We start from the raw sequence: 24,392 nt of genomic DNA on the forward strand, positions 1-24,392 counted from the left end.
GCGGATATGCTGGCGGAAATCGAACTGCACGCTGCGCGCCCACAGGATCACGCCGCCGATGCCGAGGATCAGCCCGACCGCGCGGGTGCCCCATAGCGTGACCGTCGCATCACCGCTCAGGCCGAGCAGCCCGCGCACCGCGCTGACAACGCCGAGGCCGAACACCCCGCCCCAACCGCCGGGCAGCTCCATCACCGCCACGCTGGAGATCGAGGCGAGCGCCGCGCCCATCAGGGCAATGCCGCCGAGCGCGCCGAGCAGCATCCGCCGCCAGTTCCCCGCGCCCTCGCCGCGCCACAGCCGCAGGCCGATGATGATCCCTACGGGTGCGAGCAGCACGATCGGCAGGCCACCGATGGCGAGCAGCAGGTCGGCAAGCCACGCGCCCGGCTCACCCAGCAGGTTGCGCGCGGGGCCGCCCGCGGCGGTGTTGAGCGAGGGATCCTCGCCATTATAGGTGCCGATCGCGAGCACGCCGGCGAGCGTCAGCGCGAACAGCGCGATGGCGCCGATCAGCGCCCCGCTCCGTCGTGCCCCTGCCCGCATCGTGTCACGCCACAGCATCGGCTGCGCCCGGCTCGCCATCATTCCCACCCGTGTTCGATAATCGTTCCAATCATCCCCCTTGTGGACTCTGGCGTCAAGGCGAGCGAGCGCCTAACTGCGGGATATGACCCAGGCAGACCTTCTTATCCTCGGCGGCGGACTGGTCGGGAGCGCGCTTGCCGTGGCGCTCGACGCGCATGGCATCTCCAGCATCGTGATCGACCCGGCAGACCCGGACGCGATCCTCGCCGCCAGCCATGACGGACGTGCGTCCGCCATCGCCGCGGCGCCGTTGCGGATGCTGGAGGCGATCGGCCTGGCCGAGGATCTGGCCGGCAAGGGGTGCCCGATCGAGAGCATTCGCGTGTCGGATGGGCTGAAGCCCGGCAAGCTCGATTTCGACCCGCAGGAGGGCGAGGGCGCGCTCGGCACGATGTTCGAGAATCGCGACCTGCGCCGTGCGCTGATGGCGGCGGCGGAGCGCGCGCCGCTGGCCGATGTGCGGATGAAGACGCGCGCGCTGTCGGTCGAGCGCGACGCGCATGGCGTCACCGCGACGCTCGATTCGGGTGAGACGGTGCGCGCGCAATTGCTGATCGGGGCGGAGGGGCGCGCATCGCCGACGCGCGACGCGGCGCTGCTGCGGGTGGCGCGCTGGACCTATGACCATGCTGCGATCGTGACCTCGCTGCATCATGAGCATTCACACGAGAATACTGCGTTCGAGATTTTCTATCCGCAGGGGCCGTTCGCGATTCTGCCGTTGCGCGATGATGAAAACGGCCACCGCTCGGCGATCGTCTGGTCGGTGAAACGCAGCGAGGAAGCGGGGATGATGAAGCTGTCCGAACGCGGCTTCCTCGCTGAGGCGAGCAAGAAGATGGGCGGGTTCCTCGGCCAGCTCGGGCCGCTGGGGCCGCGCTTCAGCTATCCGCTCGGCTTTCACCATGCCGCGAAGATCACCGCGGAGCGGCTGGCGCTGGTCGGCGACGCCGCGCATGGCATCCACCCGATTGCGGGGCAGGGGGTCAATGTCGGCTTTCGCGACGTTGCCGCGTTGGTCGAGGTGCTGGTCGAGGGGAAACGGCTGGGCCTGGACATGGGCGATCCCGCCCTGCTGTCTCGCTACGAACGCTGGCGCAGCCTCGACACGATGATGGTCAGCATTGCGACCGATGCGCTGACGCATCTGTTCGGCCTTCCGGGCGGCGCGGCGAACGCGGCGCGGCGGCTTGGGTTGTCGGCGGTGGACAAGGTGCCGACGCTGAAAAACTGGTTCATGGCCGAAGCGCGCGGCGAATCGGGCAAGGTGCCGCGATTGCTGCATGGGGAGATGGCCTGACCATCACCACCGTCGCCCCGGCCTTGAGCCGGGGCCGGGCTTCTTGAAGCTATCCCTGAAAGGACGCTCCCATGTCGCAGGAAGCACTTATCGATGTGCTGACTGAAACCATCAGCCTTTTGCAACGACCGGGGAACGACTTTTCATGGTCTCGGTGGAAGACGGGCTCCGAAGCCGTTGCAGAGATCAGCGACATTGTCCGTCGGATTGAAGCTGCCGAAACTATAAAGCTGCTCCCGATTCAAATGCTATTTGCCCCGACGGGTTCGCTTCAGGAGGTGAGTATAGACAGCGGGTGGGGAGACGCGTTCCTAGCGCTTTCTGCTCGCTTCGACGATGCCATCGCTGACTTGTAAAGCGACCGCACAGAAAAGCCCTGTCCCGGGTCAAGCCCGGGACGACGAGAGGGGTGACCTTACTGCAACGTCCCCTCTTCCCCCTCGTGCCGGCCGAAAAACTGCATCAGCTGGATGATCAGCTCGGCGCGGTCCCGAATCGTGTCGGCTTCCAGCAGCGCCTGTTTCGCGGCGGGGTCGAAGGGGGCGATCTGGGCGATGCCGTTGACGAGGTTCTGGTCGTCGAGCCGCGCGACCGCTTCCCAATCGACGGCATAGCCCTGCACCTCGGCGAAACGGCGCGATTCGAGTTCGAGGGCGGCGCGGGCACCCATTGAAAGGGTTTCGTCGACTGGATCGGCGATCAGCTCGGCCTCGACCTGACGGAACAGGGTGGTCACTTCCAGCTCGCGCAGGATGCGGAAGCGTGACAGCCCCTCCAGCACCACGTTGAAGCGGCCATCCTCCATCGCCTCGACATCGGCGATGCGGCCGACACAGCCGATCTCGAACAAAGGCGGCTTGTCGCCACCGCCCTTGGGCTGAATCATCGCGATGCGGCGGTCGCGGGCGAGGCTGTCATTGACCATCGCCCGGTAACGCGGCTCGAAAATATGCAGCGGCAGATGCATGCCGGGGAACAGCAGCGCCCCGGGGAGCGGGAAGATTGAGAGGCGCGTGCCGGTCGCCAATGCGGTCATCCGAACAGGATCGCGGACAGCTTGCGGCGGTGCGCCGACACCCACGGGTCTTCGAGCCCGACCGCTTCGAACAGCTTGAGCAGGCGCGCGCGGGCGGCGCCGTCATTCCACTCCTTGTCCTCGGCGATCATCGCCAGCAGCGTGTCGGCGGCGCCCTGACGGTCGCTGCCCATCAGCGCGCCGGCCAGTTCGTAGCGCGCCTCCATATCGCCGGTCGCGGCCTTGGCGCGCAGTTCGCCGATTTCGTCGTCACCAGCCGCAGCGGGGGCCTCCTGCGCCAGGCTGAGCGCGGCGCGGGCGCGTTCGACCTCGGGCGCCTTGGCGGCGTCCTCGGGCAAGGCGACGAGCACGGCGGCGGCCTCATCGAGTCGCGCCAGCGCGGTCAGCGCGCGCGCGCGGCCGGCGGCGGCTTGCGGATTTTCAGGTGCGATTTCGGCAATCTGTTCGAAGATCGACAGTGCACGCTCGGTTTCGCCGCCCGCCAGCACCTCTTCGCCCATCGCCAGCAGCGGTTCGAGCTCGGCAGCCTGTGCCGCGGCGTCGCTTTCGACCGGGATCTGGCGCAGGATCTGGTCGAGCATCGCCTTGAGCTGCCCCTCGGTTCGGGCATTGGTCAGGTCGGCGACCAGCTGGCCCTGGAACATCGCATAGACGGTCGGGATCGATCGCACCTGGAACTGCGCGGCGATGAACTGATTCGCGTCGACGTCGATCTTGGCGAGCATCACGCCCTTGTCGGCATAGTCCGCCGCGACCTTTTCCAGCACCGGGGCGAGCGCCTTGCACGGCCCGCACCATTCCGCCCAGAAATCGAGGATGACGAGCTTCGTCATCGACGGTTCGGCGATGTCGCGACGAAATGCCTCCACGGCGTCCTTGTCGGCGGCGGAAAGTCCTAGCGTGGCCACGGCGAATCCCTTGTCGTTCGAGCAAATCGTTGCGCCCTATTTGGGCGTTCGTGGGCTCAGGGCCAACCCCCTGAGCGGGAATCGCGAATCCCGCAACTTCCCCCTTGCAGACCCCGAAACCCGCTGCTAGAGGCCGCCACCTTGCCCCGCCCCCTCGGCATACCGAGCGGGCACATATGGCGCCAGAGAGCGGGCGTAGCTCAGGGGTAGAGCACAACCTTGCCAAGGTTGGGGTCGAGGGTTCGAATCCCTTCGCCCGCTCCAGTCGCCATGCCGTGGTGATCCCATTCTTGCCGTCACCTATGGCGCACTGTCGCGAACGCTGAGTTCCGCACATTGCCCCCTTCCTGCCCTTTTCGTGCCGGGTCGCGTACCTAATTATCTGTTCAAACAGGATTTCAGCCGCGTAACCCGTGGCTCTGTATGGATGATTGGAGTTTAGACCATGACGATCGAAGGACCGGTGCGGCGCACGGCGCGTCCGCGGGCATGGATGATGGCGCTGGCCGGGCTGTCGATACTGGCTACGCCGATGGGCGGTGCAAGTGCCGCAGGAAATGGCATGGCGCAGCTGGTGTCGAGCGAATGGCGCAACCCGAGCAACAGCGTGCATATCCGCATCACGCCCTGTGGCGGCGAGCGCGTGTGCGGGACCGTGATCTGGGCGAGTGACAAGGCCAAGGCGGACGCGCGCAAGGGCGGGACCGAAAAGCTGGTCGGGGCCAATCTGTTCCGCGAATTCCGGCAGGTGGCACCCGGCCAGTATAAGGGCCGCGTGTTCGTGCCCGACATGAATCGCACCTTCAGCGGCCAGATGCGGATCGAGGGCAATGCGATGATCGGCAAGGGCTGTGTGCTCGGCTTTATCTGCAAATCGCAGACCTGGACGCGTATTTCGTGATGCACGTGGGTGCGGCGGCGCGCTAAGCACGCGCCATGGCACACGCACCCATTCGCACCGGCATCGGTGGCTGGACCTTCGAACCGTGGCGCGGGACCTTTTACCCCGAGGGCCTGGCGCAGAAGAAGGAGCTGGAGTTCGCCAGCCGCCAGCTCGGCGCGATCGAGATCAACGGCACCTATTATTCGGGGTTCAAGCCCGCGACCTTTGCCGGATGGGCAGCGAGCGTGCCCGAGCGGTTCGTGTTCGCGGTCAAGGCGTCGCGCTATTGCACCAATAGAAAGGTCCTTGCGGACGCGGGTGAGTCGATCGCCAAGTTCGTGGGGCAGGGCATCACCGAGCTGGGCGACAAACTCGGCCCGATCCTGTGGCAGTTCATGGCGACCAAGAAGTTCGATGCGAACGATTTCGGTGCGTTTCTGAAGCTGCTCCCGGCCAGCCATGACGGGGTCAGGCTGCGCCACGCGGTGCAGGTGCGGCACGAGAGTTTCGCGGTGCCCGAGTTCGTGGCGCTGTGCCGCGATGCGGGCGTGGCGATCGTCTATGCCCACTCGCCCGAATATCCGGCGATCGCCGATATGACCGGCGACTTCGTCTATGCGCGGCTCGAATCGGGCGCAGACGACAACCCGCTCTGTTATCCTGAGGCGGAGCTGGACCGCTGGGCCGATGTCGCGCGCTGCTGGGCTGGGGGCGGGCGGCCGGATGGCCTGCCCTATGTCGAGGAGTGCGTGCCGCCCGTGGTGCCGCGCGAAACCTTCGTTTTCTTCATCCATGGCGGAAAGGTGCGCGCGCCCGCCGGTGCGCAGGCGTTGGCGACACGGGTGCGCGGCTGAGTTCCCCCGCGACGGGCGCTGCGCCGCCGACCGCATGGTTTCACATGGACGCGATGCGCGCCGCGCTCGCGCTGACGGTGGCGTTCGGGCATCTCTGGGGGCTGTTGGTCGAGGATTATCGGGCGACCGATTCGCTGATGGTCGATGCGGGCTATTTCCTCGCAGGCTTCGCGCATTCCGCGGTGATCCTGTTCTTCGTACTGAGCGGCTACTGGATCGCGCGCAGCGTGACGGCGCGGGCCGAGCGCGGCTGGCAGTGGGGCGATTATCTGATCGACCGGATTGCGCGGCTCGGGATCGTGCTGGTGCCCGCGCTGGTGCTGGGCGGCGCGCTCGACTGGCTGGGCTTTCGCGTGCTGCAGCTGCCGACCTATGACGGATCGACCGGTGCGTGGGTGTTTACCCAGGATCTCAACCAGTCGCTGACGCTGCGCGCACTGATCGGCAATCTGCTGTTCCTGCAGCATCTGATCGTGCCGCCTTTTGGCAGCAATGGGCCGTTGTGGAGCCTGGCGTTCGAATTCTGGTACTATCTTTGGTTTCCGGCACTGTGGCTGGCGCTGCGCTACCGGCGGCCGGGCATCGCGCTGGCGACCCTCGGCATTGCCTTTGCCAATCCCGAGATCGCGTTCGGATTCTTGAGCTGGCTGTGCGGTGCGGCGTTGCACGGGGCGGAGCGGCGCTGGCCCGATCTGCGCCTGCCGCGCTGGACGCCGGTTTCGGCGGGATTGCTGTGCCTTTCCGCCTTGCTGTGGGGGCGGACCGGGGAGTTCGGAGTCGAAGATCCGCTGGAGGCCACGAGTTTCGCGCTGTTCCTGTTCACCCTCTTGCGCAGCAATCCGCCGAGGGTCGCCATGTTGCGCCCCTTGGCCGTCTACGGAGCGCGGGCGAGTTTCTCGCTCTACGCGATCCATTTCCCGCTGATCGCGCTGGCGGCGGGGTGGACTGTCGGGCCGACCCGGCTGGCACCCGATGCGCGGACTGCCGTGCTGGTCGTCGCGCTGCTGACGGCGGCGCTGGCGATCGCGTGGCTCTTTGCAGCGCAGACCGAGGGGCGGACCGCCGCGCTGCGTGACTGGCTCAGACGTCGAGTCCCAGTCGGGCGAGCGGCTGACCCACCGTCCCGCTGACCAAAGCCGCTTGCGCCGCAGTAAACGGCCACAGTTTCGACACTGGCCCCATCACCCGGTCGCGCAGCCAGGGAATGGCCGCGCCATCGGACTGATAGACCGGGGTCAGCAGCCGGCTGAGGAGCTGATAGAGCTGAATCTGGTCGCGCCGCACCCGGATGGTTTCGGCAAGCGCGTCGGGCAGCGTGCGCGCGCGGCGCAGGCCCAGCGCCAGCGCATAGGCATCGAGCAAGGCCATGTTCGCCCCCTGGCCCAATTGCGGGCTGGTCGAATGCCACGCGTCGCCGATATGGATCAGGCCCGGCTCGACCGGATGGCGCAGGGTGCGATGCGTGTAGCTGGCGAAGGTCAGCTGGTCGGGGTCGGCGATCTGGTCGAGCAACGGTGCAGTTGCGGGCCATAGCGTCGACAGGTCCTGCTTCCACGCGGCCAGACCCGCTGCGTGCCAATCAGCGAGCCGATCGCCGCGCAGCGACCAGAACAAGGCTGCGCGCGGACCCGTTGCGTGGCGCGGCGTTCCGATCGGGAGCACGCCGGCCATGATGCTGGCACGGCGATAGCGTTGCTGGAGCGCATCGGGGATGAAGTCGCCCGCCCAGTCGAGATCGGCCCAGAGCGCGCCGAACCTTAGCGGTCGCGTCGCGGGGACGAGCGGCGAGCGGCTGCCCATCGCATCGACGATCAGGTCGAAGCGGCCCGTCTGCGTGCTGTCCGCGAAGTGCAACCGGCCGTCCGCGCATGCCGTGATCGCACGACCTGCTGCGATTTCGATCCCTTCGGCCAGCACGGCATCGTGGAGGATCGCGAACAGCATCGCGCGGTGAACGCCGATGCCGAAGCCGCCGCGCTTCAATGCGGCGTAGCGCACGTCGAGCACGCAGCGTTTTTCGGCATGGCCGATCAGCCGCGCGACCGGCGCGCCGCGCGCGATAAGCTCAGCTTCCAGCCCCAGCGCGCGCAATACCGCCTGCCCGGTCGGCTGGATCAGCAGGCCCGAACCGAGCGGGCGGGGCGTGTCGAACCGCTCGAACAGGGTCACGCGGTGACCGTCGCGGTGGAGCAGCAAGGCGGCGGTCAGCCCGGCGGTGCCGCATCCCGCCACCGCGATGTCCAGCGGAGGCAGCTTATTCCTCCGTGGGCCGTGCGGGGCTTGCGCGGTCGGACACCATGCGCTGCCCGTCGATCACGATCGGGCTGGCGACACCCGGAAGGCCCTCCGCGATGATCGCCATGCCGCGTGCGACGACCTGCGGGTCGGCGAAGACCTCGTCCACCGTGTTGATCGGGCCGGCGGGGACGCCCTGTCCTTCGAGCGCATCGGACAGCGCCTGTTTGGTCCAGCCTGCCACGGCCGCCTGAATCGGCGCGATCAGGCGGGCGCGGTTGCGTACGCGCGCGGGGTTGGTCGCGAAATCGGGATCGTCCGCGAGGGCGAGGCCGAGCACGCTGCACAGCTTGCGGAACTGCGAATCATTGCCGACCGCGATGATCAGGTCGCCGTCGCTGGCGGTGAACGACTGATAGGGGGCGAGGTTGGCGTGGCCATTGCCCATGCGGTGCGGCACCTTTGCCGGGTTGGCCATCCAGTTCAGCGCCTGATTGGCAAGCACCGCGACCTGGGTGTCTAGCAGCGCCATATCGATCTGCGCGCCCTTCCCCGTCGCGTCACGCTGGCGCAGCGCGGCGAGGATCGCGACGGCGGAATAGACCCCGGTGAAGATGTCGGCATAGGCGATGCCCGCCTTTTGCGGCGCGCCATCGGGCTCACCGGTCAGTGACATGATCCCGCCCATGCCCTGAATGATGAAATCATAGCCGGCGCGGTGGGCGTAGGGGCCGGTTTGGCCGAAGCCGGTGATCGAACAGGTGATCAGGCGCGGGTTGATCGCGCTGAGGCTGGCATGATCGAGGCCATATTTGACGAGGCCGCCGACCTTGTAGTTTTCGATCACGACATCGGCATCGGCGACCAGCGCGCGGACTTCAGCCTGACCCTCCGGGGTTGCGATGTCGATGAAGCGCGCGGTCTTGCCGCGATTGGCCGAGTGATAATAGGCGGCGTCGCGGCTCACGCCTTCGCCGTCGTGGAGGAAGGGCGGCCCCCAATGGCGCGTGTCGTCGCCCGCACCGGGGCGCTCGACCTTGACCACCTCCGCACCGAGGTCGGCGAGCAACTGCCCGCACCATGGCCCGGCGAGGATGCGGGCGAGCTCGACCACCTTGACCCCGGCAAGCGGCTTCATGCGCGGCAAATCTCGTAGACCACATGGTCGGGGAAGGACTGCCCGCCGCCGCGATGGGTGCGGCCGGGAATCAGTTGCCCGCCGATCTTTTCCATCGCGCCGCGCGAGCGCAGATTGTCCTGCCCGACGAGGAACACCACGCGGGCCACGAAGCGGTGGATGTGATCGAGCATCAGCCGCTTGATCTCGCGGTTGTAGCGCCCGCCCCAATAGGCGCGGGCGATGAACGTCCAGCCGATCTCGATCTCGTCTTCCTCGGGCACCCAGTAATCATAGCGGCTCGACCCGATGATCGCGCCGGTCGCCGCGTCGAGGATCGCCAGCCCACCGCCGCACGCGAGTGCATCGTCGAAGAACTTGCGGAACACCGGCTCCTGCCAGCGATCGTGTGCCGGGTGGAGTTCCCAGATCAGCGGGTCCGACGCGACGGCGAAGAGGGCGTCCCAATCCTCGGCGACGAGCGGCCGAATGGTGACCAGCTCGCCCTCAAGAATCGGCTGCCGATCCGGCTCCATCAGAACGCAGCGATCCCGGTGATCGCGCGGCCCAGGATCAGGCCGTGGACGTCGTGCGTTCCCTCGTAAGTGTTGACCGTTTCGAGGTTGATCGCATGCCGCATCACATGGAATTCGGCCGAAATGCCGTTGCCGCCATGCATGTCGCGCGCGACGCGGGCGATATCGAGCGCCTTGCCGCAATTGTTGCGCTTGATGATGCTGATCGCTTCGGGCGACAGCGTGCCTTCGTCGAACATCCGGCCTGCGCGCAGAGCAGCCTGTAGTCCGAGCGCGATCTCGGTCTCCATGTTCGCGAGCTTGAGCTGCACCAGCTGGGTCGCGGCGAGCGGGCGGCCGAATTGCTGGCGGTCGAGAGTGTACTGGCGCGCGGCCTGCATGCATGCTTCGGCCGCGCCCATCGTACCCCAGGCGATGCCATAGCGCGCGCGGTTGAGGCAGCCGAACGGGCCTTTCAGCCCCTGAACTTCGGGGAGCAGCGCGTCTTCGCCGACTTCCACCCCGTCCATCACGATTTCGCCCGTGATCGATGCGCGCAAGCTCAGCTTGCCCTCGATCTTCGGTGCCGAAAGCCCCTTCATCCCCTTTTCGAGGACGAAGCCCTTGATCCCGCCGCCATGCGCGTCGCTCTTCGCCCAGACGACGAAGACGTCGGCGATCGGTGAATTGGTGATCCACATCTTCGCACCAGTCAGGCGATAGCCGCCGTCGATCTTTTCGGCGCGGGTGCGCATGCCGGCGGGATCGCTGCCGGCATCGGGTTCGGTCAGGCCGAAACAGCCGACCCATTCGCCGCTGGCCAGCTTGGGCAGATATTTGCGCTTCTGTTCTTCGGTGCCATAGGCGTTGATCGGGTGCATCACGAGGCTCGACTGCACGCTCATCGCGCTGCGATAGCCCGAATCGACCGCCTCGACCTCGCGCGCGACCAAGCCATAAGCGACATAGCCCAGCCCTGCGCCGCCATAGGTTTCCGGAATGGTCGGGCCGAGCAGCCCGAGCTGGCCCATTTCGCGCATGATGTCGCGGTCGAAGGACTCGTCCAGGAAGGCGCGGGTGACGCGCGGCAGCAGCTGTTCCTGCGCATAGGCACGCGCGGCATCGCGAACCATGCGTTCCTCATCGGTCAGCTGTGCGTCGAGCGCGAACGGGTCCTGCCAGTCAAATCGGCCCATCTCGGCCATCTTACTCTCCCTGAACGGTTTTTGGTGTGGGCGCAGCGGGCGCGTTCGCGCCTGCCACCGGCTGAGCCTTGCCCTCGATCGCGGCATCCTCGAGCGTGTCGAGCGCGCGCCGCGTCGCGATATAGCGCCCTGCCGCCGCCATCCAGCTCTCGGCACCCTGCGCGCCGGGTAGTCGCGACACTTCGGCGAGCGCGGCCTCGACATGCCCCTGTCCCAGCAGGCGACGCGCGCGGGCGAGGCGCTCGCGCGGGTGCGGGCTGGGGGCGTCCTGTTTGCGGATGATGACCAGCGTGGAGAGTTCGCGCTGGATCGCGCTCAACCAGCCATCGTCGGGCTGCGACGTCGACAGGCGCGGGGCGATCTGGTCGAAGGCGACGCGCAGATCCTCCAGCGTGACCGGCTCGGTCGACGCGGACAGCACGGTCGCGACCGCGTCGGGCGCAGCGGTGCCGAGGCGGCGGCGCAGCTCATTGGCGATGATGCCGAGCTCCTCCCCGCGCTCGAGCGCGCGACGGGCCCCGAACACGAGCATCATCGCTTCGGCGCGACCGGCATAGCTGGCCGCGACCCGGGCGTCGGCATCGGTCGCCTTGAGCCGCGCGTCGAGCGATTCGAGCCGGGCGGCGAGCGCCTGTTCGCGCGCAGCCAGAGTCGCGACGTCCATGCCCGGCGCGGTGACGGGGGCGGTGGAGATTGGCGGCTGGACAACCGTGGCGGGTGCGGCGGCGGGCTGGCCCCACCAACCGCTCGTGCGAAACACGACCGCCATCACCGCCAGGCCGGCGATGAAGGCGATCAGCACCGCCACCAGAATCATCGTCATGGGATTGCCGCGCGCGGGGGCGGTGGGAACCGGAGCGTCGGGGGTCATGGCCTGCTTATTCTCCCGATGCGCTCAAGGGTCAATCGCCAGCCGCTGTGCGACCGCGATGAGTGCGGCGTCGTCCGGCCGCGCGGCGATGGCCACGCGGTCCCATCCGCGCCCATCGGCATCGGCGGCGCGCGCGCTGATCGCCGCGATACGGACCGACGCGCGGGGAATGCCGTGCGCGTCGAGCTGCGCGCCCAACTGGCGTGTGGCGCGGGCGGAATGGACCAGCGCGACCGCGCCGGCGAGGCGCAGCGCCTGCTCGCGCGTGAGCGCGACGGCTTCACTGGCATAGACCGGAATGACCATGCGGATCGCCGGATGCTCGATCGGAATCCGGTCGCGCCCGGCCAGCCATAGCAGCCGCTGGGACCAGGGCTGGAGCGCAAGCAGGGCATCGACGCCGTGATGGCCGCTTTCGATGACACGCAGGCCAGCGCGTTCGGCGGCGCGTGCGGTCTCTGGCCCGACCGCCAGCACCGGCAGGCGCGCAAGCGCGGCCAGACCCGGCCCGGCATGCCGCGCGGCATTGGCGCTGGTGAGCAGCAGTGCGTCGAATCCGGCCGGGTCGGGCGGGGTCCAGTCGAGCGGGCCGACGGCGAAGAGCGGCAGCGGCGATGGGTCGAGTCCCGCAGCGCGCACCCGCTCTGCAGTCGTCGCGCAGCCCGGCCCCGGGCGCAGAATGGCAATCGGTCGGTTCAATGTCCGAACAGGCGGCGCAGCTGTGGCGAGGCACCGGCCAACAGCGCCTGGGCATGGTCCACCGCCTCGTCAGGCGTCCCGGACAGGCCGCGGCGGTCGATGCGGGCATGTTCCGACCCGTCCTCGCGCAGGATTTCAGCGCGCAGACGCAGCCCGTCGGCCTCGACCGTCGCCAGCGCCGCGATCGGCGAGTGGCAATCGCCGCTGATCGCCGCGAGCAGCGCGCGCTCGGCCCAGACGCAGCGCTCGGTGACGGCGTGGCCGATCGCCGCGACATGAATGCGGGTGGCGGCATCGTCAGCGCGCACCTCGATCCCGACCGCGCCCTGCGACGGGGCGGGCAGCAGCTGATCGGTGGCGATCGCCACGCCGACATCGCCATAGCCCAGCCGGTCGAGCCCGGCGGCGGCGAGCAGGGTGGCGTCAGCCTCTCCCGCCGCCACCTTGGCCCGGCGCGTGTCGACATTGCCGCGCAGGGGCACGATGACGAGGTCGGGGCGCAGGCGGCGCAGCTGCGCGGCGCGGCGCGGCGAGCTGGTTCCGATCCGCGCGCCCTGCGGCAGCGCGTCGAGCGACTCGGCGCCGATCAGCCGGTCGCGCACATCGGCGCGCGGCAGCATCGCGGCGACTGCGATCGTGTCCGGGCGGATCGTCTCGACATCCTTCATCGAATGCACGGCAAGGTCGATCGCGCCGTCGAGGAGCGCGCGGTCGAGTTCTTTAGTCCACAAGGCCTTGCCGCCGATCTCCGCGAGCGGACGATCCTGCACGCGGTCGCCGGTGGTGCGGATCGGCACGACCTCGACCGTCTCCGGACCCCAGCCATGCGCAGCGAGCAGCGCATCGCGCACCATATTGGCCTGAACAAGCGCGAGCGGCGAACCGCGGGTACCGAGACGGAGAAGCATGATGGCCGTCTAGCGAAGCGTTTCGGCGATGTCGAAGGGGTCAGGGAATCTCGAACAGCCCCGCCGCGCCCATGCCGCCGGCGGTGCACATCGACACGACGACCCAGCGCACCCCGCGCTTGCGCCCCTCGATCAAGGCATGGCCGATCAGCCGCGCGCCGGTCATGCCGAACGGGTGACCGATCGCGATCGCGCCGCCATTGACGTTGTACTTGTCGGGATCGATGCCGAGATGGTCGCGGCAATAGAGGCACTGGCTGGCGAATGCCTCGTTGAGCTCCCACAGCCCGATATCGGCGACCGACAGCCCGGCGCGGTCGAGCAATTTGGGGATCGCGAAGATCGGGCCGATGCCCATCTCGTCGGGGCCGCAGCCCGCCGCCTGAAAGCCGCGATAGATGCCGAGGATTTCCTTGCCCTCCGCCTGCGCGGTGGCGCGGTCCATCACGATCTGCGCGGCGGCGCCATCGGACAGCTGGCTGGCATTGCCGGCGGTGATGTTGCGGCCTTCCTCAATGACCTGCCCGCCCTTCCACACCGTCTTGAGGCCGGCGAGCGCCTCGACGGTGGTGCCGGGGCGGATGCCCTCGTCCTGCGTCACGGTGACGGTCTCGCTGCCGGTACGATTGCCCTCCTTGTCGAACAGCGCCTTTTCGACCGTGATCGGCACGATCTCCTCGACAAACGCGCCCTTGGCGAGGCCGGCCTCGGCGCGCTGCTGGCTCTGCGCGGCATAGGCGTCTTGGCGCTCGCGGCTGATGCCATAGCGTTCGGCGACGATCTCGGCGGTTTCGATCATCGCCATATAGGCGTGCGGCTCATTGGCCAGCACCGACCGGTTGGCGAAGCGCGGCGCGTCCTTGGTCACCGTCAGGCTGATCGATTCCATGCCGCCCGACAGCGCGACATCGATATCGCCCGCGATGATCGATCGCGCCGCCAGTGCCAGTGCGGTGAGGCCGGAGCCGCATTTACGGTCGAGCGTGAAGGCGGGCACGCTCTGCGGCAGCCCGGCGGCGAACACCGCCATGCGTCCGGCATTGCCCCCTTGCGTCCCCCATTGATTGCCGACGCCCCAGAAGATGTCGTCGATCCGCGCCGGGTCGATTCCCGCTCGCTCGACCGCGGCGCTCATCACATGCGCGGCGAGGACCGGTGCCTCGGTCGCGTTGAACGCGCCGCGATAGGCCTTGCCGATGCCGGTCCGGGCGGTGGAAACGATCGCGGCTTCACGCATGGACATCCTCTCATTCGTATATCGGGTATGGCGATCCTTTATCGTGCGAGAGGCTGCATTGGAAGAGTCAGTCGGTGAAGGTCGGTGCGCGCTTCTGCATATTGGCCATCACCGCCTCCATCTGGTTGGGCGAGCGGAGCAGCTTGGCCTGTTCGGCGCTTTCGGCGATCAGAATCGGCCCGGTGCTGGCATCGGCGGCGAGGTTGGCGAGGCGCTTGGCCGCGCGGATTGCGTCCGGGTTGCGCCCGGCAATGGCCGCGGCGATGTCCATCGCGGCGGCATAGGGCGCGTCGGACAGATGCGTGACGAAGCCGAGCGCCAGCGCCTCCTCAGCCTCGAACTCGCGGGCGGTATAGGTCAGCTCGCGCAGTACGTCGTCGCGCACCGTCGTCCGCCACAGCGCAAACCCGGCCATGTCGGGGACGATGCCCCATTTCATCTCCATGATCGAACAGCGCGTCCCCGGCGCCATGACGCGGATGTCCGCGCCCGACATGATCTGGAACCCGCCGCCGAACGCGATGCCGTGGACGGCGGCAATCACGGGCACAGGCAAAGTGCGCCAGCCCCAGGCGACCTGCTGGAACAGATTGGCCTCGCCATGGCTGCGCGCGTGGATATCGAGATCGGTGCCGCCGCCCGCCATGCTCGCCATGTCGAGCCCGGCGCAGAACGCCTTGCCCTCGCCCGACAGCACCACCGCGCGCAGGCCCGGCGTGGCGGCGAGCTGATCGATCGCGTCGGCAATCCCCGCGAACATGGCCGGGTCGAGCGCGTTCATCTTGTCCGGGCGCGCCAGCCGGACGTCGGCGATGCCATTGGCGATATGGATGGTTACGCGCTGCTGGGTCATCAATCCTCTCCGCTCGATCGTGCTTTACGCTTACGTTAACTCGCGACGAGGCGATAGCCTAGCCCCTTGCGCCCCTGTATCAACGCGGTGGGGAAGGGGCGGTCGAGCTTGGCGCGCAGGGTCGAGACATGCACCGCGACGACATTGGTGCCGGGATCGAGGCGCAAGCCCCAGACCTGCTCGAGCAACTCGCGACGGCTTACGAACCTGCCCGCATGTTCGGCGAGGTAGCGGAGCAGCGCGAATTCGCGCGCGACCAGGGCGATCGCAGTTCCCGACCGGGTCGCACTGCGTGCCACGGGGTCGAGCGTGAGCGGGCCGACCGTGACCATGCTGGCGGCGTGGCGGCGTACCCGCGCATCGACGCGCGCGGCCAACTCGTCGGGATCGACCGGCACCGCGACTGCGTCGGATGCACCTGCGTCGAGCGCGGCGATCAGGGTCGCGCGGTTGCTGGTCAGCGCAATGCGCGGGACCGACCCGGCCGCGATCGACTGTCCGATCTGCCACTGGCAGAGGATTGCGGCGATATGCGGCGGTAGATCGCGCGCGGCGGCCCCGATCTCGAGCGCATAGCCGCGGGCCCCAATAGCCGCGTCAAGCTGGGGTATCTCGATTTCGGACAGAATCACCGGCCGCACCCGGCAGTTTTGCGCAATTTTGCGGCAGCCTGTCTGCCGCAGATGGGTCCAAAGCGGGGTGATCGGGCGCAGCGCGGGCGATCAGCGCCAGTGCCTCCGGGCAGTGCGGTCGTGCCGATGCGAGGGCGGCGAGCGCGGTCGCACGCATCCGCGGATGCGGGTGCCGGCGCGCGAGATGGTCGATCAGGTCGAGCCCGTTGCCGCCGCCCAGATGCGCGGCGATCGTCGCCAGCCCTTCCGAGGGGGCGGTGGTCAGCATTTCGGCGATGGCGCCGGTCGCGGGATCGAAGCGGTGCTGATCGATCCAGCGATGCGAGGGGTGGCTACCCAGGATGTTGAGCGTGACCGAGAAGGCATCGGGCGGCAGCTGTGCATGCACGTCGCGGCACATGCGATAGAGCATCAGCTGCCTCGGCTCGATCCGTCGGCGCCCGGTGAAGCGCATGGGCTCCAGCGGCTGCTCGGGATCGCGTTCCCAATAGTCGCTCCAATAGCCCGGGCCGAGATAGCCATAGGTCAGGAACGGGAAATTATGGTCGTGCGCCATGCCATAGACGAACGGCGCGGTGCCGCTCGCTTGAACGATGCTGTCATCGGCGGACGGCCAGAAATTGGCGCGTAGCACGAAGCGGCCATTGGGCGGACGCAGCAGGAAGACCTGCGCGCCATAGCTGTTGTCGGCGCTTTGTGTGGCGCAGCGGGTCTTGAGTTCGGCGATGGCGAGGTCGGCGAGGAAATCGCGGTTGCGCCCGAGCCGTGCGAGCAGCGGGCCGAGCGCGGCAAAGCTGTCCTCGTCATGCGGATCGAACGGGGTGGTCTCCAGCGCCTCGACCAGCTCGTCGAGCGTGATCGCGCTGTCGGTGCCGGGATCGATCAGCCGGGTCATGCGGACGCCAGTCGGTCATCGAGCCGAATCAGAGTCTGCGCGGCGGCGGCGCGCACTCCGGGATCGGGGTCTGCTGCCGCCATTTCCGCCAGCCGGGAGCGGGCGGTGCGGGCATCGAGCATCAGCCATTCGCGCATCGCCGACCAGCGCAGGTGAAAGGCGGGGTCGCGGGTCATGGCGTCGAAGCTGGCGGCGGCATCGCTCCGCCCGCTCGCCCGCAGCAGGGCGAGCAGCAGCTCGGCGCGCGAGGTGCGGTCATCGGCGGTCGCGCTGCGGACGGGAAGACCATCGGCGATCGCGAATTCGTGGATCAGCGGATCGGCACCCGGTTTGGCCGTTGCCGTGATCGCAACGACGTCGCGCGCCGCAGCGACGATCAGCCGACCCTCGCGCCGTCTATCCAGTTCGATCAAGTCACCGTCGTGCAGCGTAAGTGAAGGAATTTCGACGCAGCGGCGTGGTCCCGCTTCGGCCAGCTGCCAGCGTCGTAGCTGAGCCTCCCCGCCCCGAACGTACTGCGTCACCGCGCGCCGACCCGACAGAACGACCGTTGCCGGAAGATCGATCCGGGCGAGTGGCGCCGCTGAGGTCACGCTGGCAGTGAGTGTCACGTTCGGCAGGTCGGCGAGCACCACTGCGGTGCGCAGCGCGTCACGGGTCATGCGGAAGGCAGGATCGAACCATGGATCGGCGCGCAGGGCGTCGATCAACGGGGCGATCAGATCCGCGACCCAGCCGCTTTCGGACAGCAGCGCGCGCGCTTGCTCAAACACTGCGTCCGCATCGTGGAGCCCGCCGAACCGGGCAGCCACGCGGTCGCGCACGGCGCCGGCAAAGGCGGCGTTGGCGCGGGTTGTGCGCCCGCAACTTCCCGGCACCGTCGCGCCGATGGGGGTCAAGCCGGGGTATCGTAAACGATGATGACGATCGCGACCATCATCTCGAAAATCTCGTCCCCGGCGATTTCCGAAGCGCGGATCGCGCCGTACATCGCGACCTGGGTGCCCAGCGTGGCGATGTCGGACAGTGCGAGCGTCAGCATGGTCGGTCCCCCCTGGTGATGATGGGATCAGGCTAAACCGGCGTGTCGGGATGGCTGAGTTAATTCGACTTTATGGTGCGAAGGCCACCCGCTTGCGGTCCGTGGCCGCGCCCGCTAGCGCGACCGCCATGAGTGCAGCGCCGATCCCGTTCGATCCCCAACGCTTCTTCACCGCCCGGGTCGGCGGACATGGCGATGCGCTGGGTATCCGTTATCGCGCGCACGGCCCCGACTGGTGCGAGCTGGCCTTGCCGTTCGATCCGAAGCTGATCGGCGATGTCGAGCGCGGGGTGCTGGCGTCGGGCCCGATCATCACCTTGCTCGACATGGCGACCAGCGTGGCAGTGTGGATGAAGCGCGGCGGCTTCCTGCCGCATGCGACGCTCGATCTGCGCGTCGATTATCTGCGGCCGGCGGTGGCGGGACGTGAGGTGATCGGGCGCGGCGAATGCTATCGCGTGACCCGTTCGGTCGGGTTCGTGCGCGGGGTGGCACATGATGGCGATCCCGACGATCCGGTCGCGCATGTCGCGGGCACCTTCATGTTCATGGAGGGCGCGGCATGAGCTTTGCGCTGCCGCCCTATGCCGAATTGCTCGGCATCACGATCGAGCGCGGGGAGGGGCCGCCGATTCTCGACATGCCGTTCGGCAGCGGCGTGCTGGGGCGTCCGGGGTTCGTCCATGGCGGTGCGCTGTCGGGCTTGCTCGAAATGGCGGCAGTCGCGGCGCTGCGCCACGCGCTGGCGGCAGAGGATCGCGCGGGCGCGCGGATCAAGCCGGTCAACGTCACCGTCGATTTCATGCGCGGCGGTCGCGAAAAGGTGACGCGCGCGCAGGGCAAGGTCAGCCGGCTGGGCAACCGTGTCGCCAATGTCGAGGCGTTTGCCTGGCAGGACGATCCGGACCGCCCGGTCGCGGCGGCCCGGATGAACTTCCTGATCGGTTAGACCCGAATAGGCTCTAGTTCGGGACGAGCCGTAGCAGTCGGCCGCTGCTCGAATCCTCCAGCACCCAGATCGCGCCGTCTGGCCCCTGTTCGACCTCACGAATGCGCGCGCCGAGCGCGATGCGCTGCTGCTCGACTGCGCTGGTCGGGGTGAAGCGGACGCGGACCAGTCCCTGGCTCACCAGGCCCGCAATGATCGCGTCGCCGCGCCACGCCGCGAACAGATTGCCGGAATAGAGGATCATCCCGCCCGGCGCGATCACCGGGGTCCAGGACAGGAGCGGCGCGACATAGCCGTCGCCCGGGGCGTGATCGGGGATATTGCCGCCGCCATAATCCTGACCGTTGGAAACGTTGGGCCAGCCATAATTGCCGCCGCGCGTGACGAGGTTGAACTCGTCGCCGCCCTCCGGCCCCATCTCATGCTCCCACAAGCGACCGGCGGAATCGAAGGCGAGGCCATAGGGGTTGCGGTGGCCGAGCGACCAGATCTCGGTCCGCGCGCCCGCTGTGCCGACAAAGGGGTTGTCGGCCGGGATGCTGCCATCGGCGTTGATGCGGATGATCTTGCCCAGCGTCTGGGTCATGTCCTGCGCGGGGCTGCCGCGTTGGCGCTCGCCCGCGGTGACATAGAGGGTGCCGTCGGGGGCAAAGGCCATGCGCCCGCCAAAATGGCCGCTGCCCGACACTTTGGGGGTCTGACGCCAGATCGTGCTGACGCCGGTCAGGCGCGGCCCGGCGGCATCCTCGACCAACGTGCCGCGCGCCACGGCCAGCCCCGATCCACCGGTCCCCGATTCGGAAAAGCTCAGATAGACGAGCGCGTTGCTCGCGAAACTCGGATGCAGGGCGACGTCGAGCAGGCCGCCCTGCCCGCCCGCCGCAACGGTGGGGACGCCAGCGAGCGGCGCGGATTTTACGCCGGCCTGCGTCACGATTCGTAGCGTGCCGCCCTTTTCGGTCACCAGCGCGCGGCCATCGGGCAGGAACGCCATCGCCCAGGGCGTGGCAAAGGTCGCGACCGCCGTCGCCTGTACCCCGGTGATCGGCGGTGCGGTCGGGCTGGCGCTGGGAGACGGGGACGGCGTGACCGTGGTCGGGCTGGGCGCCGGTGTCGACACGCCGCCGCCGCTCCCGCCGCCCGAATCGCACGCGGCGAGGGCGAGGAGCGCGGCGCCGAGCGCGAACCGCCGCCCGCCGATCATTTGGCCGGCGTCAGCTTGAGCAGCCGCCCTTCCGAGCCGCGTCCGCCATCCTCGAGCACCCAGATCGCGCCATCGGGGCCTTCCTCGACCTCACGGATGCGCGCGCCCATCGGCCACTGGTCGCCCTTCGCGGCGTTCGTGCCCGTGACGTCGACGCGCACCAGCGCCTGGCTCGACAGGCCGCCGATGAACAGATCGCCCTTCCATTGCGGGAACAGCTTGCCCGAATAGACCATCAGCCCGCCGGGCGAGATTGCCGGGTTCCACGACACCTTGGGGGCTTCGAACTCCGGGCGCGTCTTGTGGTCGGGGATATCGCGCCCGTCATAATGGTCGCCGTCGGAGACGATCGGATAGCCATAGTTGCGGCCGGGCAGGATCAGATTGACCTCGTCCCCGCCCTTGGGCCCCATTTCCTGCTCCCACAGATTGCCTGCCTTGTCGAACGCGATGCCGAGCAGGTTGCGATGGCCGTACGACCAGACGGCCGGGTGGAAACCCTTGGTGGTCAGGCCGGGATCGCCGGCCGGCTTACCGTCCAGCGTGAGGCGCAGCATCTTGCCGAGCGTGGACTTGGGATCCTGTGCCGGGTCGAATTTCTGGCGCTCGCCATTGGCGAAGAACAAATGCTTGCCATCGGGGGCGAAGGCGATGCGGCCCGAATAATGGCCGCTGCCCTCGACATAGGGGCTGGCCTGGAACAGCCGCTCTACATTGGTCAGGGTCGGGCTTGCGTCGTCGGTCAGCACGGCGCGGGCGAGGACGACGCCCTTGCCGCCCTGTCCTGCCTCGGAGAAGCTGAAATAGACGCGTTTGCTCTTGGCATAATCGGGGGCGAGCAGAATTTCCTTGAGCGCGCCCTGACCGGCGCTGTCGACCGCGGGCACGCCGGTCACTTCGGTCTTGGTCTTGCCGTCGGCGCTGAGCAGGATCAGCTTGCCGACCTTTTCGGTCACCAGCATCCGCCCGTCGGGCAGGAAAGTCATCGACCAGGGAGCGTCGAAATCGGCCACCGATGTGACGGTGAAGGGCAGCGCGCCGGATGCGGCGGCGCTTTCCTGGCTGTTGCCGGGTTGCGCCGTGGTGCAGGCGATCAGGACGAACGGCACGGCGGCGATCGGTAACAGGCGCATCAAATCCTCCCAGAAGCAATGTGCGCAACGCGCAGGGTGCTCGGATGTTGCACGCGAAGCGGCGCGCGAAAAGGGGTCCGACGCGGCAGATTCGAACAGCTTGCCGTTCGCGCGCCATGCGCCTATAGAGAAGCCGTTCTCGACATTGGAAACCTTGCCGAGGCCGGCCCCAACGGGGTTCGGCGGCGACGGGGCGTATCCGGTGCAGTTGGAGTTTTGAGCGTTGGCCGATCTGGCAGTCCTGACCGCAATCATCGAGCCCGAGGCACGTGCGCTCGGCTTCGACCTGGTGCGCGTCAAGCTGTTCGGCGGCGAGGGCGACCGCACGCTGCAGGTGATGGCCGAGCGGCCCGACACGCGCCAGCTCAACATCGACGATTGCGCCGACCTGTCGCGTCGCATCTCCGACCAGCTGGACGCGCTGGAAGAGGCCGGGCGCGATCCAATCCCCGAAGCCTATCGGCTCGAGGTCAGCTCGCCAGGGATCGACCGCCCGCTGACCCGGCTCAAGGATTTTGAGGACTGGAAGGGGCATGAAGCCCGTATCACGCTCAGCGAGAAGATCGACGGGCGCAAACAGTATAAGGGCGACCTTGCCGGCATAACCGGGGACATGGTCGCAATCACCGACGCTCAGGGCGTCACCTATTCGGTGCCGTTCGGCAAGATCGAGGATGCCAAGCTCCTGATCACCGACCGGCTGATTGCCGCAACCAAGCCGCTCTCGACCGAGGGCGCGGACGAATTCGAAGCAGAGGAACAGGACTGATGGCCACCGCCATTTCCGCCAACAAGGCCGAGCTGATCGCCATCGCCAATTCGGTGGCAAGCGAGAAGATGATCGACAAGGCCATCGTCATCGAGGCGATGGAAGAGGCGATCGAGCGCGCCGCCAAGAACCGCTATGGCGTCGAGAACGACATCCGCGCGAAGCTGGACCCGATGACCGGCGACCTGCGCCTGTGGCGCGTGGTCGAGGTGGTCGAGGCGGTCGACGATTATTTCAAGCAGGTCGACCTCAAGGGCGCGCAGAAGATCCAGAAGGATGCCAAGGTCGGCGACTTCATCGTGGATCCGCTGCCCCCGATCGAATTCGGCCGCATCCAGGCGCAGGCATCGAAGCAGATCATCTTCCAGAAGGTCCGCGACGCCGAGCGTGAGCGCCAGTATGAAGAATTCAAGGATCGCCAGGGCGAGATCATCACCGGCGTCGTCAAGCGCGTCGAGTTCGGCCATGTCGTGGTCGATCTGGGCCGCGCCGAGGGCGTGATCCGCCGCGACGCACAGATCCCGCGCGAAGTCGTCCGCGTCGGCGACCGCGTCCGCAGCCTGATCCTGAAGGTCGTGCGCGAAACGCGCGGGCCGCAGATTTTCCTGAGCCGCGCGCATCCCGACTTCATGAAGAAGCTGTTCGCGCAGGAAGTCCCCGAAATCTATGACGGGATCATTGAGATCAAGGCCGCCGCCCGCGACCCGGGTTCGCGCGCCAAGATCGGCGTGATCAGCCATGATTCGAGCATCGACCCGGTCGGCGCGTGCGTCGGGATGAAGGGCAGCCGCGTTCAGGCGGTCGTGCAGGAAATGCAGGGCGAGAAGATCGACATCATCCCCTGGTCGCCGGATACGGCCACCTTCGTCGTCAACGCGCTCCAGCCGGCCAATGTCGCGCGCGTCGTCATCGACGAAGAGGATGACCGCATCGAAGTGGTCGTTCCCGACGATCAGCTCAGCCTCGCCATCGGCCGCCGCGGCCAGAATGTCCGCCTCGCCAGCCAGCTGACCGGCAAGGCGATCGACATCATGACCGAGACCGATTCGAGCGAGAAGCGCCAGCAGGAATTCGTCGCCAATAGCGAGATGTTCCAGAACGAGCTGGACGTGGACGAGACGCTCGCCCAGCTGCTGGTCGCCGAAGGCTTCAGCCAGCTCGAGGAAGTCGCCTATGTCGAGATCGACGAACTGGCGAGCATCGAAGGGTTCGACGACGACCTGGCGCAGGAGTTGCAGAGCCGCGCTGCCGAGGCGCTGGAGCGTCGCGAAGAGGCGAACCGCGAAGCCCGCCGTGCGCTGGGCGTCGAGGACGATCTCGCGACCATGCCGTATCTGACCGAAGCGATGCTGGTCACGTTGGGCAAGGCCGGGATCAAGACGCTCGACGACCTCGCCGATCTGGCCACCGACGAACTGGTTGCCAAGAAGCGCGCCGAACCGCGCCGCCGCGGCGATGGCCCGGCGGCTCCGGTGCGCGAGCAGGACAAGGGCGGCGTGCTCGGCGAGTATGGCCTGACCGACGAGCAGGGCAACGAGATCATCATGGCGGCCCGTGCGCACTGGTTCGCCGACGAAGAACCTGCCTCGGCAGGCGAGGAGGACGCTGTTGCGGACTCCGAACAATGAGCGCCCGGTTGAACTGACGGCCGGTCAGCGTGCGGATGGGGGTCCCATCCGCACCTGTATCCTCTCGCGCGAGGGTCAGCCTCGCGACGGGCTGATACGGCTTGCCGTTTCGCCCGATGGCGATGTGCTGCCCGACGTCCGCGCCAAGGCGCCGGGGCGCGGGGCCTGGATCGGGGTCGATCGCGCCACGCTGGAGGCGAGCGGCAAGCAGCTGCGCGGTGCGCTGTCGCGTGCGTTCAAGACGAGTGACCTCACGATCCCCGACGACCTGGGCGCACGCATCGTCGCGCAGCTCGAGCGCGCCTTTCTCGACCGGCTCGGGCTGGAGGCCAAGGCCGGTTATGTCGTGATCGGCGGCGAGCGGATCGAGAAAGCTGGGCGGATGGGCAAGCTGCATCTGCTGCTGCACGCGGCGGATGCCGGGACGGATGGGTCGCGCAAGCTCGATCAGGCGCTGCGCGTCGGGACCGATCGCGAGGGCTCCGGGGACACGGGCTTCACATTGCCCTTCCCGCGCACCATATTGTCCTTGGCGCTTGGCCGCGAAAATGTGGTACATGCAGGCCTTACCGACCCGCGAGCGGCGGGGCGGGTGCGCGAAGCACTCGACCGTCTGCTCCATTTTATCGGACCCGACCCGGCCCCATAGCCTTGCGAAACCCGCTCGCAAGGCGCATCGGGCCATGCGGCGATCTGACGAACGACGAAGAACGACAGGATTAGAGACTTGAGCGATACCGAAAACGACAAGCCGAAACTCGGAATGCGCCAGCCATTGGGGCTGAAGCGCACGGTCGAGACCGGCAAGGTGAAGCAGAGCTTCAGCCACGGACGCTCGAACACCGTCGTGGTCGAAGTGAAGCGCCGCCGCATGCTCGGCCCGCAGGGTGGAGCCGCGACCGAAGAAGCGGCACCGCCGCCCGCTCCCGTC

At 67.7% G+C, this 24,392-nt stretch carries 29 protein-coding genes and 1 tRNA gene; 12 read left to right on the forward strand and 18 right to left on the reverse strand.

The window, feature by feature from the left end:
• The coding region (locus tag AX681_RS20710; protein WP_197421844.1) for a DNA translocase FtsK 4TM domain-containing protein at positions 1–585 on the reverse strand (585 nt) is incomplete at its 3' end.
• Positions 586–670: 85 nt separating this feature from the next.
• Between AX681_RS20710 and AX681_RS20715 the strand changes: the two genes are divergently transcribed.
• A complete protein-coding gene (locus AX681_RS20715) occupies positions 671–1,888 on the forward strand; it encodes an FAD-dependent monooxygenase (RefSeq protein ID WP_066658409.1) in 1,218 nt (405 codons plus the stop codon).
• 71 nt (positions 1,889–1,959) lie between these two features.
• On the forward strand, positions 1,960–2,244 hold the full coding sequence (locus AX681_RS20720) for a hypothetical protein (RefSeq protein WP_066658407.1): 285 nt from the start codon (positions 1,960–1,962) through the stop codon (positions 2,242–2,244).
• Positions 2,245–2,303: 59 nt separating this feature from the next.
• Here AX681_RS20720 and AX681_RS20725 read toward each other — a convergent pair whose 3' ends face one another.
• Positions 2,304–2,924, reverse strand: coding sequence for an LON peptidase substrate-binding domain-containing protein (locus AX681_RS20725; protein ID WP_066658405.1), 621 nt, complete (start codon positions 2,922–2,924; stop codon positions 2,304–2,306).
• Positions 2,921–3,832, reverse strand: a complete 912-nt coding sequence (locus AX681_RS20730; RefSeq protein WP_066658403.1) for a tetratricopeptide repeat protein — start codon at positions 3,830–3,832, stop codon at positions 2,921–2,923. Before AX681_RS20730 ends, AX681_RS20725 begins: the two co-directional genes overlap by 4 nt.
• A gap of 189 nt (positions 3,833–4,021) precedes the next feature.
• Between AX681_RS20730 and AX681_RS20735 the strand changes: the two genes are divergently transcribed.
• From AX681_RS20735 to AX681_RS20750, 4 genes are all read left to right on the forward strand, one after another.
• Positions 4,022–4,096: transfer RNA gene (locus tag AX681_RS20735), tRNA-Gly, on the forward strand.
• Between the two features lie 181 nt (positions 4,097–4,277).
• Positions 4,278–4,733, forward strand: a complete 456-nt coding sequence (locus tag AX681_RS20740) for a DUF2147 domain-containing protein (protein ID WP_231733685.1) — start codon at positions 4,278–4,280, stop codon at positions 4,731–4,733.
• Positions 4,734–4,768: 35 nt separating this feature from the next.
• A complete protein-coding gene (locus AX681_RS20745) occupies positions 4,769–5,569 on the forward strand; it encodes a DUF72 domain-containing protein (RefSeq protein WP_066658401.1) in 801 nt (266 codons plus the stop codon).
• 44 nt (positions 5,570–5,613) lie between these two features.
• Positions 5,614–6,699, forward strand: coding sequence for an acyltransferase family protein (locus tag AX681_RS20750; RefSeq protein ID WP_066658399.1), 1,086 nt, complete (start codon positions 5,614–5,616; stop codon positions 6,697–6,699).
• Here the strand turns inward: AX681_RS20750 and AX681_RS20755 are convergent.
• The 13 genes from AX681_RS20755 to AX681_RS22205 all read right to left on the reverse strand — a co-directional run bounded on the left by AX681_RS20755 (position 6,650) and on the right by AX681_RS22205 (position 17,778).
• The gene (locus AX681_RS20755; protein ID WP_331710039.1) at positions 6,650–7,801 is read right to left on the reverse strand and encodes an FAD-dependent oxidoreductase; all 1,152 of its coding nucleotides are present in this window, start codon (positions 7,799–7,801) and stop codon (positions 6,650–6,652) included. The two genes, AX681_RS20750 and AX681_RS20755, sit on opposite strands and share 50 nt — an antisense overlap.
• Before the next feature lie 22 nt (positions 7,802–7,823).
• Positions 7,824–8,942 (reverse strand): CaiB/BaiF CoA transferase family protein, encoded by a 1,119-nt coding sequence (locus AX681_RS20760; protein WP_066658386.1) that lies wholly within the window; start codon positions 8,940–8,942, stop codon positions 7,824–7,826.
• The gene (locus AX681_RS20765; protein WP_066658381.1) at positions 8,939–9,457 is read right to left on the reverse strand and encodes a GNAT family N-acetyltransferase; all 519 of its coding nucleotides are present in this window, start codon (positions 9,455–9,457) and stop codon (positions 8,939–8,941) included. The genes AX681_RS20760 and AX681_RS20765 overlap by 4 nt, the downstream gene beginning before the upstream one ends.
• Positions 9,457–10,641, reverse strand: coding sequence for an acyl-CoA dehydrogenase (locus AX681_RS20770; RefSeq protein ID WP_066658380.1), 1,185 nt, complete (start codon positions 10,639–10,641; stop codon positions 9,457–9,459). Before AX681_RS20770 ends, AX681_RS20765 begins: the two co-directional genes overlap by 1 nt.
• A 1-nt stretch (position 10,642) precedes the next feature.
• On the reverse strand, positions 10,643–11,512 hold the full coding sequence (locus AX681_RS20775; protein WP_066658378.1) for a hypothetical protein: 870 nt from the start codon (positions 11,510–11,512) through the stop codon (positions 10,643–10,645).
• Between the two features lie 24 nt (positions 11,513–11,536).
• Positions 11,537–12,151 carry a uroporphyrinogen-III synthase gene (locus AX681_RS20780; protein ID WP_231733684.1) on the reverse strand — a complete coding sequence of 205 codons (615 nt, stop codon included), beginning with the start codon at positions 12,149–12,151 and terminating at the stop codon, positions 11,537–11,539.
• 56 nt (positions 12,152–12,207) lie between these two features.
• Complete coding sequence (gene hemC / locus AX681_RS20785; RefSeq protein WP_066658372.1) at positions 12,208–13,119, reverse strand: hydroxymethylbilane synthase; 912 nt, start codon at positions 13,117–13,119, stop codon at positions 12,208–12,210.
• 40 nt (positions 13,120–13,159) lie between these two features.
• Positions 13,160–14,356 carry an acetyl-CoA C-acyltransferase gene (locus AX681_RS20790; RefSeq protein WP_066658370.1) on the reverse strand — a complete coding sequence of 399 codons (1,197 nt, stop codon included), beginning with the start codon at positions 14,354–14,356 and terminating at the stop codon, positions 13,160–13,162.
• A gap of 67 nt (positions 14,357–14,423) precedes the next feature.
• On the reverse strand, positions 14,424–15,209 hold the full coding sequence (locus AX681_RS20795; protein WP_066658367.1) for a crotonase/enoyl-CoA hydratase family protein: 786 nt from the start codon (positions 15,207–15,209) through the stop codon (positions 14,424–14,426).
• A 35-nt stretch (positions 15,210–15,244) separates the two neighbouring features.
• A complete protein-coding gene (locus tag AX681_RS20800) occupies positions 15,245–15,841 on the reverse strand; it encodes a response regulator transcription factor (RefSeq protein ID WP_156442652.1) in 597 nt (198 codons plus the stop codon).
• Positions 15,807–16,736, reverse strand: a complete 930-nt coding sequence (locus tag AX681_RS20805; RefSeq protein ID WP_066658361.1) for a hypothetical protein — start codon at positions 16,734–16,736, stop codon at positions 15,807–15,809. Before AX681_RS20805 ends, AX681_RS20800 begins: the two co-directional genes overlap by 35 nt.
• Positions 16,733–17,635 (reverse strand): hypothetical protein, encoded by a 903-nt coding sequence (locus tag AX681_RS20810; protein ID WP_066658358.1) that lies wholly within the window; start codon positions 17,633–17,635, stop codon positions 16,733–16,735. The genes AX681_RS20805 and AX681_RS20810 overlap by 4 nt, the downstream gene beginning before the upstream one ends.
• The gene (locus tag AX681_RS22205) at positions 17,632–17,778 is read right to left on the reverse strand and encodes a hypothetical protein (RefSeq protein WP_156442651.1); all 147 of its coding nucleotides are present in this window, start codon (positions 17,776–17,778) and stop codon (positions 17,632–17,634) included. The genes AX681_RS20810 and AX681_RS22205 overlap by 4 nt, the downstream gene beginning before the upstream one ends.
• 128 nt (positions 17,779–17,906) lie before the next feature.
• Between AX681_RS22205 and AX681_RS20815 the strand changes: the two genes are divergently transcribed.
• The gene (locus tag AX681_RS20815) at positions 17,907–18,344 is read left to right on the forward strand and encodes a PaaI family thioesterase (RefSeq protein WP_066658351.1); all 438 of its coding nucleotides are present in this window, start codon (positions 17,907–17,909) and stop codon (positions 18,342–18,344) included.
• Positions 18,341–18,727: a PaaI family thioesterase gene (locus AX681_RS20820; RefSeq protein WP_066658349.1), complete on the forward strand. Its 387-nt coding sequence runs from the start codon at positions 18,341–18,343 to the stop codon at positions 18,725–18,727. Before AX681_RS20815 ends, AX681_RS20820 begins: the two co-directional genes overlap by 4 nt.
• A gap of 13 nt (positions 18,728–18,740) precedes the next feature.
• Here the strand turns inward: AX681_RS20820 and AX681_RS20825 are convergent, their stop codons facing one another.
• Both AX681_RS20825 and AX681_RS20830 read right to left on the reverse strand, forming a co-directional pair.
• Positions 18,741–19,931, reverse strand: a complete 1,191-nt coding sequence (locus tag AX681_RS20825) for a PQQ-dependent sugar dehydrogenase (protein ID WP_082737888.1) — start codon at positions 19,929–19,931, stop codon at positions 18,741–18,743.
• Positions 19,928–21,064, reverse strand: a complete 1,137-nt coding sequence (locus AX681_RS20830) for a PQQ-dependent sugar dehydrogenase (RefSeq protein ID WP_066658346.1) — start codon at positions 21,062–21,064, stop codon at positions 19,928–19,930. Before AX681_RS20830 ends, AX681_RS20825 begins: the two co-directional genes overlap by 4 nt.
• A 223-nt stretch (positions 21,065–21,287) precedes the next feature.
• Here AX681_RS20830 and rimP point away from each other — a divergent pair, with 223 nt between their 5' ends.
• The 4 genes from rimP to AX681_RS20850 all read left to right on the forward strand — a co-directional run.
• Complete coding sequence (rimP, locus tag AX681_RS20835; RefSeq protein WP_066658343.1) at positions 21,288–21,833, forward strand: ribosome maturation protein RimP; 546 nt, start codon at positions 21,288–21,290, stop codon at positions 21,831–21,833.
• On the forward strand, positions 21,833–23,461 hold the full coding sequence (gene nusA / locus AX681_RS20840; protein ID WP_066658340.1) for a transcription termination factor NusA: 1,629 nt from the start codon (positions 21,833–21,835) through the stop codon (positions 23,459–23,461). Before rimP ends, nusA begins: the two co-directional genes overlap by 1 nt.
• 13 nt (positions 23,462–23,474) lie before the next feature.
• Positions 23,475–24,110: a DUF448 domain-containing protein gene (locus AX681_RS20845; RefSeq protein ID WP_066658411.1), complete on the forward strand. Its 636-nt coding sequence runs from the start codon at positions 23,475–23,477 to the stop codon at positions 24,108–24,110.
• Between the two features lie 78 nt (positions 24,111–24,188).
• The coding region (locus tag AX681_RS20850; RefSeq protein WP_156456153.1) for an IF-2-associated domain-containing protein at positions 24,189–24,392 on the forward strand (204 nt) is incomplete at its 3' end.

Origin of the sequence: Sphingomonas sp. CCH9-E2 (genome assembly GCF_001557215.1) — a bacterium.
Lineage (GTDB): Bacteria > Pseudomonadota > Alphaproteobacteria > Sphingomonadales > Sphingomonadaceae > Sphingomonas.

Bases quoted from the DNA above. Each gene is read 5' to 3' on its own strand.
- AX681_RS20715 (WP_066658409.1), top strand. From the start codon at position 671: ATGACCCAGGCAGACCTTCTTATCCTCGGCGGCGGACTGGTCGGGAGC.
- AX681_RS20720 (WP_066658407.1), top strand. From the start codon at position 1,960: ATGTCGCAGGAAGCACTTATCGATGTGCTGACTGAAACCATCAGCCTT.
- AX681_RS20725 (WP_066658405.1), bottom strand. From the start codon at position 2,924: ATGACCGCATTGGCGACCGGCACGCGCCTCTCAATCTTCCCGCTCCCC.
- AX681_RS20740 (WP_231733685.1), top strand. From the start codon at position 4,278: ATGACGATCGAAGGACCGGTGCGGCGCACGGCGCGTCCGCGGGCATGG.
- AX681_RS20745 (WP_066658401.1), top strand. From the start codon at position 4,769: ATGGCACACGCACCCATTCGCACCGGCATCGGTGGCTGGACCTTCGAA.
- AX681_RS20750 (WP_066658399.1), top strand. From the start codon at position 5,614: ATGGACGCGATGCGCGCCGCGCTCGCGCTGACGGTGGCGTTCGGGCAT.
- AX681_RS20760 (WP_066658386.1), bottom strand. From the start codon at position 8,942: ATGAAGCCGCTTGCCGGGGTCAAGGTGGTCGAGCTCGCCCGCATCCTC.
- AX681_RS20765 (WP_066658381.1), bottom strand. From the start codon at position 9,457: ATGGAGCCGGATCGGCAGCCGATTCTTGAGGGCGAGCTGGTCACCATT.
- AX681_RS20770 (WP_066658380.1), bottom strand. From the start codon at position 10,641: ATGGCCGAGATGGGCCGATTTGACTGGCAGGACCCGTTCGCGCTCGAC.
- AX681_RS20775 (WP_066658378.1), bottom strand. From the start codon at position 11,512: ATGACCCCCGACGCTCCGGTTCCCACCGCCCCCGCGCGCGGCAATCCC.
- hemC (WP_066658372.1), bottom strand. From the start codon at position 13,119: ATGCTTCTCCGTCTCGGTACCCGCGGTTCGCCGCTCGCGCTTGTTCAG.
- AX681_RS20790 (WP_066658370.1), bottom strand. From the start codon at position 14,356: ATGCGTGAAGCCGCGATCGTTTCCACCGCCCGGACCGGCATCGGCAAG.
- AX681_RS20795 (WP_066658367.1), bottom strand. From the start codon at position 15,209: ATGACCCAGCAGCGCGTAACCATCCATATCGCCAATGGCATCGCCGAC.
- AX681_RS20805 (WP_066658361.1), bottom strand. From the start codon at position 16,736: ATGACCCGGCTGATCGATCCCGGCACCGACAGCGCGATCACGCTCGAC.
- AX681_RS22205 (WP_156442651.1), bottom strand. From the start codon at position 17,778: ATGCTGACGCTCGCACTGTCCGACATCGCCACGCTGGGCACCCAGGTC.
- AX681_RS20815 (WP_066658351.1), top strand. From the start codon at position 17,907: ATGAGTGCAGCGCCGATCCCGTTCGATCCCCAACGCTTCTTCACCGCC.
- AX681_RS20820 (WP_066658349.1), top strand. From the start codon at position 18,341: ATGAGCTTTGCGCTGCCGCCCTATGCCGAATTGCTCGGCATCACGATC.
- AX681_RS20825 (WP_082737888.1), bottom strand. From the start codon at position 19,931: ATGATCGGCGGGCGGCGGTTCGCGCTCGGCGCCGCGCTCCTCGCCCTC.
- AX681_RS20830 (WP_066658346.1), bottom strand. From the start codon at position 21,064: ATGCGCCTGTTACCGATCGCCGCCGTGCCGTTCGTCCTGATCGCCTGC.
- nusA (WP_066658340.1), top strand. From the start codon at position 21,833: ATGGCCACCGCCATTTCCGCCAACAAGGCCGAGCTGATCGCCATCGCC.